The organism is Pseudomonas sp. PvP027 (genome assembly GCF_017833005.1).
In the GTDB taxonomy this organism is placed as follows: domain Bacteria; phylum Pseudomonadota; class Gammaproteobacteria; order Pseudomonadales; family Pseudomonadaceae; genus Aquipseudomonas; species Aquipseudomonas congelans.
In genome coordinates this window covers 1,954,785-1,967,802 of sequence record NZ_JAFIBK010000001.1, presented here as the reverse complement: position 1 = coordinate 1,967,802, position 13,018 = coordinate 1,954,785, and the positions used below count along the sequence as shown (strand labels likewise).

9 protein-coding genes and 1 pseudogene are annotated in these 13,018 nt (G+C 56.9%); 5 read left to right on the top strand and 5 right to left on the bottom strand.

All coding sequences use genetic code 11. The features are described from left to right. Nucleotides 1–78: 78 nt before the first annotated feature. The 3 genes from leuA to xseA form a co-directional block, all read right to left on the bottom strand. Complete coding sequence (leuA, locus tag JOE33_RS08040) at nucleotides 79–1,749, bottom strand: 2-isopropylmalate synthase (protein WP_004406457.1); 1,671 nt, start codon at nucleotides 1,747–1,749, stop codon at nucleotides 79–81. Between the two features lie 371 nt (nucleotides 1,750–2,120). Continuing rightward, the gene (locus tag JOE33_RS08035) at nucleotides 2,121–2,945 is read right to left on the bottom strand and encodes a M23 family metallopeptidase (protein WP_003409128.1); all 825 of its coding nucleotides are present in this window, start codon (nucleotides 2,943–2,945) and stop codon (nucleotides 2,121–2,123) included. 7 nt (nucleotides 2,946–2,952) lie between these two features. Further along, a complete protein-coding gene (xseA, locus tag JOE33_RS08030; RefSeq protein WP_161936305.1) occupies nucleotides 2,953–4,332 on the bottom strand; it encodes an exodeoxyribonuclease VII large subunit in 1,380 nt (459 codons plus the stop codon). 131 nt (nucleotides 4,333–4,463) lie between these two features. On the opposite strand from xseA, the gene JOE33_RS08025 reads away from it, so the two are divergent. From JOE33_RS08025 to JOE33_RS08010, 4 genes and pseudogenes are all read left to right on the top strand, one after another. Beyond that, a complete protein-coding gene (locus tag JOE33_RS08025) occupies nucleotides 4,464–5,012 on the top strand; it encodes a sugar ABC transporter ATPase (RefSeq protein ID WP_187625120.1) in 549 nt (182 codons plus the stop codon). 94 nt (nucleotides 5,013–5,106) lie between these two features. Further along, nucleotides 5,107–6,576 carry an IMP dehydrogenase gene (gene guaB / locus JOE33_RS08020; protein WP_004406450.1) on the top strand — a complete coding sequence of 490 codons (1,470 nt, stop codon included), beginning with the start codon at nucleotides 5,107–5,109 and terminating at the stop codon, nucleotides 6,574–6,576. Between the two features lie 105 nt (nucleotides 6,577–6,681). Beyond that, entirely contained in the window at nucleotides 6,682–8,259 is a 1,578-nt protein-coding gene (guaA, locus tag JOE33_RS08015; RefSeq protein ID WP_003409133.1) for a glutamine-hydrolyzing GMP synthase, read from the top strand. 310 nt (nucleotides 8,260–8,569) lie between these two features. Next, nucleotides 8,570–9,746, top strand: a pseudogene (locus JOE33_RS08010) (integrase arm-type DNA-binding domain-containing protein). 425 nt (nucleotides 9,747–10,171) lie between these two features. Here the strand turns inward: JOE33_RS08010 and JOE33_RS08005 are convergent. Both JOE33_RS08005 and JOE33_RS25770 read right to left on the bottom strand, forming a co-directional pair. After that, nucleotides 10,172–11,092, bottom strand: coding sequence for an SMEK domain-containing protein (locus JOE33_RS08005; protein WP_187625119.1), 921 nt, complete (start codon nucleotides 11,090–11,092; stop codon nucleotides 10,172–10,174). A 285-nt stretch (nucleotides 11,093–11,377) separates the two neighbouring features. Then, nucleotides 11,378–11,473, bottom strand: a complete 96-nt coding sequence (locus JOE33_RS25770) for a winged helix-turn-helix transcriptional regulator (protein WP_240009362.1) — start codon at nucleotides 11,471–11,473, stop codon at nucleotides 11,378–11,380. An 802-nt stretch (nucleotides 11,474–12,275) separates the two neighbouring features. On the opposite strand from JOE33_RS25770, the gene JOE33_RS07995 reads away from it, so the two are divergent. Beyond that, the gene (locus JOE33_RS07995) at nucleotides 12,276–12,728 is read left to right on the top strand and encodes a hypothetical protein (RefSeq protein ID WP_187625118.1); all 453 of its coding nucleotides are present in this window, start codon (nucleotides 12,276–12,278) and stop codon (nucleotides 12,726–12,728) included. Nucleotides 12,729–13,018 lie beyond the last annotated feature (290 nt).

Below are 13,018 nucleotides of genomic sequence, written 5' to 3'. Positions count from 1 at the left end.
GAGGTGGGTGCAGCGTGTGGCGGGGAAGGGAGAGGGCGATGCGGATGGCGGACCTGCGTCCGCCATCCGGCTATCGAATCAGGCAGCCTTGGCCTGGGTCTGGCTGAGTGAACGATTCAGGGCACTGAACAGGGCGCGGAAGCTCGCAGTGGTGATGTTTTCGTCGATGCCCACACCATGCACGGCGCGCTCGCCATTCACGCGCAGCTCGATGTAGGCGGCCGCCTTGGCAGTGGTGCCCGAGCCGATCGCGTGCTCGTTGTAGTCCATGATTTCCACGGCCACTGGCAGACCGGCAACCAGTGCTTCCAGGGCGCCTTTGCCCTTGCCACGCCAGTGCTGGGTCTCGCCGTCGACGTGCACCTCGGCATCCACCGAGCTGTTGCCGTTCTCTTCCTGCAGCTTATGGCTGATCAGCGCATAAGGAACGTTGGCTTGCAGGTATTCACGACGCAACAGCGAGTGAATCTGCTCGGCGGTCATCTCCAGGCCCAGACGATCGGTTTCACCCTGAACCACCTGGCTGAACTCGATCTGCATGCGGCGTGGCAGGGAAATGCCATATTCCTGTTCCAGCAGGTAAGCGATGCCACCTTTGCCTGACTGGCTGTTGACGCGAATCACCGCCTCATAGCTGCGACCGATGTCGGCCGGGTCAATCGGCAGATAAGGCACTTCCCACAACTCGCCTTCCTTCTGTTGAGTGAAACCCTTGCGGATCGCATCCTGGTGCGAGCCGGAGAACGCGGTGTGAACCAGGTCGCCAACATACGGGTGACGTGGGTGCACCGGGATCTGGTTGCACTCTTCGACCACCTTGCGCACACCGTCGATATCCGAGAAGTCCAGACCGGGATTGATGCCTTGGGTGTAGAGGTTCAGCGCCACGGTGACCAGATCGACGTTACCGGTCCGCTCGCCGTTACCGAACAGGCAGCCCTCGACGCGATCCGCACCGGCCATCAGGCCCAGCTCGGTAGCGGCAACGCCCGTGCCACGGTCGTTGTGGGTATGCAGGCTGATCAGCACGCTGTCGCGGCGGGTAATGTTGCGGCCAAACCACTCGATCTGGTCCGCGTAAATGTTGGGGGTCGCCACTTCCACGGTGGCCGGGAGGTTGAGGATCACCTTGTTCTCGGGCGTCGGGTTCCACACCTCGATCACCGCATCGCAGACTTCCTTGGCGAACTCCAGTTCGGTCGCACTGAAGGTTTCCGGCGAGTACTGGAAGGTCCACTGGGTTTCAGGCTGTTGTGCTGCATATTTGACGAACAGCTTGGCCGCGTTGACTGCGATCTCTTTCACGCCGGCCTTGTCCTGATTGAAGACAATGCGGCGGAACGACGGGCAGGTCGCGTTATACAGGTGGACGATGGCTTTCTTGGCACCGCGCAGCGATTCGAAGGTGCGGGCGATCAGGTCTTCGCGAGCCTGGGTCAGTACCTGGATGGTGGTGTCATCCGGGATGTGGCCGTCTTCGATCAGGGTGCGCACGAAGTCGAAGTCAGTCTGCGAAGCCGATGGAAAGGATGCCTCGATTTCCTTGACGCCGACGCTGACCAGGGTTTTCCAGAAGCGCAGCTTCTTGGCTGCGTCCATCGGCTCGATCAGCGACTGGTTGCCGTCGCGCAAGTCGGAGCTGCACCAGATCGGCACTGCGTCGATGGTCTTCGAAGGCCAGGTGCGGTCAGGCAGATCGATGGTCGGGAACGCACGGTACTTCTTCGAGGGGTCTTTGAGCATGGTCATCAGGAAATCCTTTTGTATTCACGGGGCCGGGTTGGGCGGCCTGCCGTTCTGGATAGATAGCACAGGGAATTGCGAACACAGGGACGAGGCACAGCACGCTAGCCAGGCAGTCGGGCGCTGACCAGGCTGAGGCACCGGTGTTGGCGCAACAGAATAAGGGTTTGAGAGCTTTTCATGAGGCCAACCGTAACCATTGGCATGGATGATGGCAAGCATTTGAAAAAGATTGGAATAAATTCTCGAAAAGGCGTCTTTAGCGATTTTTTATAGCGGAATCTGAAGCTTTATGTGCAGGTTGTTGTTGGACGAAAGCGATGTGCGCAATGAGGGGGCAGGTGAGTGAGCGCCGTAGCGCTCGCTCATCAACAGGCTTAAGGCTGAAACGCGCCGATGAAGATCGCCGGGTCTACGCGCGCATCGTTGAGGCTGACGTTCCAGTGCATGTGCGGCCCGGTTGCGCGACCGGTTGCGCCGACTTTGCCAACCACTCCGCCACGCGGGACGAGATCGCCGACCTTCACGTCGATCTTCGACATATGGCAAAACATGCTGATGAAGCCCTGCCCGTGATCGACGAATACGGTGTTGCCGTTGAAGAAGTAATTACCGGTCAGGATGACCTTGCCCGCTGCCGGGGATTTGATCGGCGTGCCGGCCGGCACAGCGAAGTCCAGGCCCGAATGCGGGTTGCGTTCTTCGCCATTGAAGAAGCGACGCACGCCGAACTTGCTCGACAACGGGCCGTTGACCGGCTTGTCCAGAATCAGATTGCTTGGCGTGCCTGGGCTGAAGCTGCGGTAGGCGCGCAGTTGTTCGGCCAGTTCGCCCTCGATACGTTTGTTGTCTTCAGGATTGGGATTGACCTGACGTTTGTTCTTGAGCGTGATGTGCTGTTCCGGGTATTTCTTGCTGCCAACGGTGAAGTTGAGCGTGCGCCCGCCGGACGTGACTTGCTGGGTACCGGGTTTGACGGTCAGCGGAATGCCGACGATGGCCAGCCAGCGCGTGCCCTGTTCCTTGACCACCAGCACCGGTTTGCCTTGATAGGTGGCGGTCGGTGCCTGAGCGCCCGTGCCCAGATCGATGACCGCCACGCCGCCGGGTACCGGCTTGTCGAGTGCGCGGGTAATAAAGCTGTCGGCGTGGGCGGGGAGACAGAGCAGCAGGGCGAACAGCGGGGCGATAAAACGTAGCATCAGGCAGTCAGTCCAGAAGGGAGAGGGTCACGGGTGTGAGGTGATTGTCTTCGACGCGCACTTGCAGTTCGCCTTCGCCGAGCCTGGCGGTAAGCCGCTGGCCCGTTTGCGTCTGGGCAGCGTTACGGATCGCGTGGCCGCGCTCGTCGAGCAGGATGCTGTAACCGCGTCCCAGTGTGGCAAGCGGGCTGACCACGTTGAGCGTCTGCACCTGACTTTGCAGTTGCAGCTTGCGTGCCTTGATCTGTTCGCGAATGGCTCTCGGCAGACGCTCGGCCAGGGCATCCAGACGCTGGCGCAAGAAGGCCAGGGTCCGGCCTGGATGCTGGGCAGCAAGGCGGCTCTGCATGTGCGCCAGACGCACCTGACGTTGATGCATGTTCTGTTCAAAGGCGCGGCGCAGGCGCATGTCCAGGTCATCCAGGCGTTGCGACTGCTGACGCAAGCGTTCGCCAGGGTGACGCAGACGCCGGGAAATGCCCTCGAGACGCAGCCGCTCGCGCATCAGACGGTCCTGCATGCGACTGACCAGTCGCCGGTGCAGGTTGTCGACGCGTCGATGCAGGTCGCTGGAATCCGGGGCGAGCAGTTCGGCGGCAGCGGAGGGCGTCGGTGCGCGCACGTCGGCGACAAAGTCGCTGATGGACACATCGGTTTCATGCCCGACAGCGCTGACAATCGGCGTCACGCACGCGTCGATGGCGCGGGCGACCGCTTCTTCGTTGAAGCACCACAGGTCCTCCAACGAGCCGCCGCCACGGGCGAGGATCAGCGCATCGAAGCCCCGGCTGTCGGCCAGCTTCAGCGCGCGGACAATCTGGTTGATCGCCTCGCGGCCCTGAACGGCTGTGGGAATCAGGGTCAGCTCGACCCGTGGCGCGCGCCGGCGGAACACGCTGATGATGTCGCGGATCACCGCGCCGGTCGGAGAACTGATAATCCCGATGCGTTGCGGGTGCAGTGGCAGCGCGACCTTGCGCTCGGCGCTGAACAGGCCTTCGTCGCTGAGCTTGGCTTTCAGCGCATCGAACGCCAGGCGCAATGCACCATCACCGGCAGGTTCTACCGTATCGAGAATCAGCTGATAGTCGCCGCGGCCTTCAAACAGCGAGACCTTGCCGCGCACCTTGACCTGCAAGCCGTCCTTGAGTGCCTGACGCACACGCGCCGCGCTCTGTCGGAACAAGGCGCAGCGGACCTGCGCGCCAGAGTCCTTCAGCGTGAAGTACACATGGCCCGATGCCGGGCGCGAGAGGTTGGAGATCTCGCCCTCGACCCAGATGCTGCTGAACACGTCTTCCAGCAGAACGCGCGCGCGGCCGTTGAGCTGGCTGACAGTAAGGACTTCCCGGTCGAGGCCGAGTCTTGCGAAAGGGTCTTTGATCATGCCGGGCATCATAATGGCAATGCCGGTCTGGCGCACAGGCCTGTCTCGTCGGTAAAGGCGGGATTGCTTCTTGACCTGAATGGCCAGCCCATTAAGCTGCGGCCTCGAACAGCTTTAAGCGACGCTCCGTTATGAACACGCAATGCATCATCGTCCCGCAAATTTCCACCTTTCCCGGGCACGAGGCCAGGGCGCGGCTGATCCTGCGCTGGATGGTTAAGCTCGATGTGGTCGAGCCGGAGCTGACCACTTGCGGACGCACCTATAACAAGATGGCTTACGCGGTGGCGCCCGGAGCGAAGCGTGTGGTGAAGAATCCCGACGCATTGCCGTTCGGGCAGGTCGTCAACGGCCTGGAAATCGTCACCAAACGCTGCATCTATACCCCGCTGAATGACTTTGCCGAAGAGGCCGGTTGCCCGGAGTGTCGCCGCGAAGTGGGGGAGGCACTGTTCGACAGCCTGGAAGACTGGATGCCCGGTCACACCGATAACTTTACCTGCCCTGAATGCCGCCACGAAGATGACATCAACGGCTTTCTTTTTCTCGACGCCTGCGGGTTTTCCAACCTCGGTTTCATCTTCAATAACTGGCTGGATGCGTCGTTCACGCAAACCTTTCTGGATGACTTCGCCGAACGTCTGGATCGACCGGTCTCCTGCGTTAATGTGCGTCTATAAACAGCTTTGATAATAGGCTGAGGTTTACATTGAGCCGGGCGGGGTCTGTGGGTATAATGGCGCGCTTCCAATTTCCCGCCCGGGAGCCCCCGCGATGCTGCGTATCAGTCAAGAAGCCCTTACATTCGACGACATTCTCCTTGTGCCCGGTTATTCCGAGGTACTTCCTAACGAAGTCAGTCTGAAAACCCGTTTGACCCGTGGCATCGAGCTGAATATACCTTTGGTCTCTGCTGCAATGGATACTGTCACCGAGGCCCGTCTGGCAATTGCCATGGCCCAGGAAGGCGGTATCGGTATCATCCACAAGAACATGACCATCGAGCAGCAAGCTGCCGAAGTACGCAAGGTCAAGAAGTTCGAGGCCGGTGTCGTCAAGGACCCGATCACGATCGAAGCCGACGCCACTGTCCGCGATCTGTTTGAACTCACCCGCATGCACAACATTTCCGGCGTACCGGTCCTGCACAATGGCGACTTGGTCGGCATCGTGACGTCCCGCGACGTACGCTTCGAAAATCGTCTTGATGTCCCTGTCCGCGAAGTGATGACGCCCAAAGAGCGTCTGGTCACCGTGCGTGAAGGCGCCGACAAGAACGAAGTGCGCGAACTGCTGCACAAGCACCGTCTTGAAAAAGTCCTTATCGTGGATGCCAATTTCGCGCTCAAGGGCATGATGACCGTCAAGGACATCGAAAAAGCCAAGGCTTACCCGCTGGCCAGCAAGGACGATCAGGCTCGCCTGCGTGTCGGCGCTGCAGTCGGTACCGGCAAGGACACCGCCGAACGTGTCACCGCGCTGGTCGCTGCTGGCGTTGACGTTGTTGTAGTCGACACCGCTCATGGCCACTCCAAAGGCGTGATCGACCGCGTTCGCTGGGTCAAGGAAAACTTCCCTCAGGTGCAGGTCATCGGCGGCAACATCGCCACTGGCGAAGCGGCCAGGGCACTGGTTGCCGCAGGCGCCGATGCAGTCAAGGTCGGTATCGGCCCGGGCTCCATCTGCACCACGCGTATTGTTGCCGGTGTCGGCGTGCCGCAGATCAGCGCTATCGCCAACGTCTCCGCTGCCCTTGAAGGCACTGGCGTGCCGATGATCGCCGACGGCGGTATCCGCTTCTCCGGTGACCTGTCCAAGGCCATCGTGGCCGGTGCCTCCTGCGTGATGATGGGCTCGATGTTCGCCGGTACTGAAGAAGCGCCAGGCGAGATCGAACTGTTCCAGGGCCGTTCCTACAAGGCCTATCGCGGTATGGGTTCGCTGGGTGCGATGTCCCAGGCGCAAGGCTCGTCCGATCGCTACTTCCAGGATTCGTCCGCAGGTGCCGAGAAGCTGGTGCCGGAAGGTATCGAAGGCCGTGTGGCCTATAAAGGTCCGTTGTCGGCCATCATCCATCAGTTGATGGGCGGCCTGCGTTCCTCCATGGGTTACACCGGCAGCGCCGACATCGAGCAGATGCGCACCAAGCCCGAGTTTGTTCGCATCACCGGCGCCGGTATGGCTGAATCCCACGTCCATGACGTGCAGATCACCAAGGAAGCGCCGAACTATCGCGTTGGTTGATCCGGACTGCATCGAGGCGTATGCCGCGATGCAGGCCAACAAGTTTCATAGCCGGGGCTGTTGACGCAGCCCCGTGTCGTTTCTGTTTTTTGACGAGAATGAGTCATGGCCCTCGACATTCACGCCCACCGTATCCTGATCCTCGACTTCGGTTCCCAGTACACCCAGCTGATCGCCCGCCGCGTGCGCGAAATCGGCGTGTATTGCGAGCTGCATCCGTTTGACATGGACGACGAAGCGATTCGCGAATTCGCTCCAAAAGGCGTGATCCTCGCCGGCGGCCCCGAGTCCGTACACGAAGCCGACAGCCCGCGCTGCCCGCAAGCGGTATTTGACCTGGGTGTGCCGGTTTTCGGTATCTGCTACGGCATGCAGACCATGGCCGAGCAGTTGGGCGGCAAGGTTGCCGGTTCTGAGCTGCGCGAGTTCGGCTACGCTCGCGTTGACGTAGTCGGCAAAAGCCGTCTGCTCGACGGTATCGAAGACCATATCGACGCCGACGGCCTGTTTGGCCTCGACGTATGGATGAGTCACGGTGACAAGGTCACCAAACTGCCGGAAGACTTCCACATTCTGGCCAGCACCCCGAGCTGCCCGATTGCCGGTATGGCTGACGACGCTCGCGGTTACTACGGCGTGCAGTTCCACCCGGAAGTAACCCACACCAAGCAGGGCGGTCGCATCCTGTCGCGCTTCATCCTCGACATCTGCGGCTGTGAAGCACTGTGGACCCCTTCGAAGATTGCTGAAGACGCTATCGCTCAGGTTCGCGCTCAGGTCGGTACTGACAACGTGTTGCTGGGCCTGTCCGGCGGTGTTGACTCCTCTGTCGTTGCCGCGTTGCTGCACAAGGCCATCGGCGATCAACTGACCTGCGTATTCGTCGACAACGGTCTGCTGCGCCTGCATGAAGGCGAGCAGGTGATGGCCATGTTCGCCGAGAACATGGGCGTCAAGGTGATCCGCGCCAACGCCGAAGAGCAGTTCCTGAACAACCTGGCAGGCGAGAGCGATCCAGAGAAGAAGCGCAAGATTATCGGCCGCACCTTCATCGACGTGTTCGATGCCGAGTCCTGCAAGCTGGACAACATCAAGTACCTGGCGCAAGGCACCATTTACCCGGACGTCATCGAGTCGGCTGGCGCGAAAAGCGGCAAGGCCCACGTCATCAAGTCGCACCACAACGTGGGCGGCCTGCCGGAGGAAATGAACCTCAAGCTCGTCGAGCCACTGCGCGAGCTGTTCAAGGACGAAGTCCGCCGCCTGGGCCTCGAACTCGGCCTGCCTTACGACATGGTCTACCGCCACCCATTCCCAGGCCCAGGCCTGGGCGTGCGCATCCTCGGCGAAGTGAAGAAGGAATACGCCGACATCCTGCGTCGTGCCGACCACATCTTCATCGAAGAACTGCGCAAGGCCGACTGGTACCACAAGGTCAGCCAGGCATTCGTAGTGTTCCAGCCGGTCAAATCAGTCGGCGTCGTCGGCGACGGCCGCCGCTACGCCTGGGTCGTCGCGCTGCGCGCGGTGGAAACCATCGACTTCATGACCGCTCGTTGGGCGCACCTGCCTTATGAGCTGCTGGAGACGGTGAGCGGTCGGATCATCAACGAGATCGAAGGGATCTCGCGAGTGACTTATGATGTGTCGAGCAAGCCGCCGGCTACTATTGAGTGGGAATGATTGGACGTCCGGTATTGTCCGGCACGATCTAGCAAGAAATACCCTGGAGCCCGCTTAATTGCGGGCTTTTGGTTTTTTGGGGTTGGTGAATTCTGGCGGTTTTGTGCATCGCCGAGGACCGTGTTTTATGTGGCATGGGATGGGGCATTGACTGAGCCAAATGCCATGTTCGGTGCTCGATACCATGTCACCCTAGTAGGGAAGGGCATGGTATCAAATCTCATCATCAGCCCGGTTTCATTGGGTTTTATCGTGGTGCATGAGTGCTTTTCTGAGCATGGTATTTTTTTCCATGGAATCCGTAACTGCCATGCTGACCGATACCAAGCTGCGGAACCTCAAACCGCAAGAAAAACTCTACAAGGTGAACGGCCGCGGCGGGCTGTACGTGGCCGTCACTGCTGCCGGTTCCATCTCATTTCGTTACAACTACTCAATCAATGGCCGTCAGGAGACCATTACGTTCGGTCGTTATGGCGTGGGTGGCATCATACTTGCGGAACCAGAGAGCGCCTGGGCGAGGCTAAAAAGATGGTTTCAGCGGGTAAGTCACCTGCCAAAGAGAAAGCCCGTGCTAAGGCACGCACCAAAGGGGCTGAGACGTTTGATGCGTGGGCTGAGAAATGGCTGCGTGGTATCAGATGGCTGATTCGACTCGTGACATGCGCCGATCTGTTTACGAGCGCGAGCTCAAGCCGCAATTCGGTAATCAGAAACTGGTGGAAATCAATCATGAGGACCTGCGAACGCTGACTGATGCAATCGTGGAGCGTGGAGCTCCAGCGACGGCCGTGCACTCCCGCGAGATTGTGATGCAGGTGTTTTGATGGGCGATTGAGCGTGTCTAGAGGGTAGAGAGCCCGGCTGATCTGTTACGTCCTACAAGCATCGCTAAATTCGAGCCACGTGACCGCGCTTTAGGGCCTGACGAAATCGCGTTGATGTATCACTACCTGGACCGCATCGGCACCGCGTCCTCGGTAAGGGCGGCCGCTAAGCTGCTGTTGCTCACCATGGTGCGCACCTGGGACGAGATCAATTTCAGCGAAGCCTTGTGGACTATTCCGAAAGAGCGGATGAAACGCCGCAACCCCCATTTGGTGTTCTTATCTCAGCAGGCTTTGGATTTCTTCATTGCGTTGAAGACGTTTGCCGGTGGTTCAGATTACGTCTTTCCCTCCCGTTACGATTCTGATTTGCCAATGAGCACCGCGACGATCAATCAGGTGTTGACGCTGACCTATCGGCTTGCGCAAAAAGAAGGGCAGCCACTGAGTAAGTTCGGACCGCATTATTTGAGGCGCACAGCAAGCACGCTGCTGCATGAGGCGGGTTACAACTCAGACTGGATTGAGAAGTGCCGTGCGCACGAGCAGAAGGGTGTAAGGGCCGTCTATAACAAGGCTGAATACAGCGATCAGCGTCGGGCGATGTTGCAGGATTGGGCGGATATGATTGATGATTGGATGCTCAAACAGCCACGGTAAGCACCGCAGGTTAGTGGGTTAATTACATTGATTTGACTACATTTTTGTATGTGATCTGAACGGTCATTTGCATCAGACTCGACCTGCGCGTCTCGCGTCCACGCTTTGGCAAAAGCGGCCCGAAGCCGGTAGTGACGACAGGCAGAAATCGGCAATTTCCGGTTAGTCGTGACAGGTATCGGTATATCCCTAAGTCTCAATCCCACATTTCTCGCATGTCATGTCGCAGGTATTTGAGTACCTGCGACAGAATCACGTGACATCGAAATGCTTTTGCCATCAGGCCCGAATGAGTTGTCGCATAATTCAGCAGTTAAGCGACAGCGGTGGCTTGGTGCGCCAGACAACTATCGCCTCAAGTCGGACGTACCACAACGATTCCAATAAATGGCCGCGCGCGATACAGGGCTGGCCTCATCGTCCGGCTAAGCTAAAGCTGCATCGATAGCTTTCAACTCGTTCTCAATCGCTGCAATACTGGAATTGATTGGATGACGAATTTCCATCATTCTTTTGATCGACCGTGCATAATCGTCTGCCCTGAACTGATTGTAAGGTGGATTAACCCCTTTAGGAAAGTCTGCAAAATATGGAAATTCATCCATGATTTTGTAGTAACACTGACGCAGCTCCTCGGTGATTTTTTCAAACTCGGCTGCCACTGTCGGAGACGCAATTCTGCTCGCACCAATCTTCTGCAAGTCAATCCTTATTTCTTTTATTGCGTCGAGCATTTGTATTGGCTGCTCGAATCTTTCCGGAGCTTTGAGTACCTCTCTATTTAATATGTTTAAACAAGACGCGATTTCGCGACGAAACGCCTGCATTTTGGACCGGGAGTTTGCAAACACTGCTGGCATCTGACTTACAACGTAGCTATGAATATCGAGAACCTTTTCGTCCGGACTCGCCTTGATTTTTTTTAGTATGTCATCGAAGTCCCAAATATTTTTTTTACTGAAAGAGATCGTGCTCCCGATATTTTTGAGCGCGTAGGTGCTCTGCTTGGGTATCAAGGAGAAGACATATAGTTGGGTTATTGTACCCATGAGTTTATTGGCACAGCAGGAATAGGTGTCATTAACTTTTCCTACACCCTGCTCAGTGGTAACCTGGACTCCTATTTTTCCATCTTTGTCTAGTAGGTCTATGCATGGGTAGTTTGATTTTACGGTATTTGTGTTAACCAAATTCCAGCCGTATAACAGTTTTAGAATCTGGCCTACAAAGTCTTCCGCATGAATATTGATCTCGGTTAGACTGAGTGGGCCTCCTGGTCGAATGTATCCCTGCAAAATAGCAAGTCCAAGACGGACTTCATCAATCCAAGTTTGTCTCAACAGCATAGCTATTTCTCTCCTTTTCTTGTAAATAACAGCTTTTGGAAGTTTTCTCTCTGATGCGATCAGTCAAATTTGGCCGAATTTACCATAAATTTCTTACTCTCCCCCTCACTCGATTACATTTACTCGGTTTACAGACCGCTTCGGATCGTTGTGCCTCTCAGCTTTGACGTCTGACTGTCAGATTTTCTATAATCGTTGGCTAGGTTCAATGGTAGTGCCTGGCCAGGTCGTATGCAGGTGCCTGGTCAAGTGCACTGTAATCTCGCAGCTAGATCATGGTTGTCTTCAGCGTGTCGTCTGCTTCTGCGCTCGCCGCTTGATAGCGGCGGAAACTGCTTGGCGTGATACGCCAAGCAGGCGCGCTATTTCAGCTTGACTCATGGTGCCTTGGGTTACATCGTACTGGTGGGGTACTTGAGTGCCTGGAGCAGTCGGTAGGCTTCTCTCCTGACATATGCGTGGGCTTCAATGTCCCACCCAGGGAGAGTGCCGGTTTCCTGTGACCAGATTTTGGCAATCAACTCGTCATACTCTTGCGCAAATCGTCTGTCGCGTTGGTATGCGCGGCGAGATTCATCGCTTCGCCATGGGTTGTGTGCCTCGCAGTAGAGCTTGCTGGGCTTCGCTGCGCCTTCGGGCTGACCCGGTAACTTGGTGGGGCGGAGCAAGTCACCATGCCGTGCCCACGCGGCAATGAGTGTTCGCCGCTCGACGTGCTCCCTGAAGGCTGAAACCGATCGGTCACCGCGCATTTCCACCATGTCACAGTAGGCTATCAACATGCGGGCGGGCTCGTACCGGCCGAACTTACCTTTCCATGCCTGCTAGTAACGCGCCACTAAGACGTCGGCTTTTTTCTGAGCTGCCGCACGAATGGCATCCGTTAGCGGAGCGACTTTGACGCTTCCTCGTTGTAGACGCTTGAAGACTTTTTGAGCCCCTACGCTGATCGAGTATTCGGTGGATCGCCAGCATAGTTCGCAAAAGCCCCAGTCATAGGCGTTGCTGAGCTTGGCACGGATGCGGTCAGACGATGTATCGCTTTCCCTAACTAGGCGCTCTAGAAAAGGATCGAATGTGCTCGGCGTTTTCTCGCATTTATTCATCATCCGATGATAGCTCTAAGGGCCGACAGGTTGATTGCTGGAGGGTCGGTGCAGATGGCCAGCCTCTTGCGTATGAGTTGAAACTTAGGGTTACCATCGCAGCTAGTGGCCAGGGCCGCTTTGCTGAGGAACTCAGCTTTGCGGAAGACTGCAAGGCGTCCGGGGTAAAACCCGGGCTTGTAGTTCTGGATCCTACTGAGAATAACAAGCTAACTGACCTTCAGGCTGCTTACAGGCGGGTTGGCGGCAAGTGTTATGTTGGTGATAATGCCTGGCGCCACTTGAAAAACGAAGCCGGTAGAACTATGGCAGCATTTATTGAGAAGTACGTGTGTCAACCGGTTGCAGAAATATCTGCTTTTGAGCGTATGGTCGAGGGAGATCCTAAGCGCAGAAGTCTTGTTCTGTTGAATCTAGCCACAAAGCTTGAAGGTAATCAGCTAAGTATCTCACTGGGTGATTTCGTCCGTCGAATTGAGCGCCATGAAGATCCACCGCTATCGAGCGAAGGTGAGAGCGAGGATGACTGAATAGTCGGCTTCTATAGCGCAGTGTAATAAAGCGGATGAAGTTTTCGTGGCGTCAGAGGGTTGCTCTCTGCCTACCTTCTGTGGTGATCTCGTTTTAACTGATTTTAGAATTAGAGTCAGCTTTCTCGCCTGTACCAATAGCCCGCTTAATCGCGGGATTTTGATATTGAGCATCTTCAGGAGCATAGAAGCTAAATTTCGGACGACAGACGTTTGCACGAATGCACTCGCAGAGTTGAGGGTCAGGGCTAGTATTTTTCAACTGTGTGGCATTTTATTTCACAAATTGA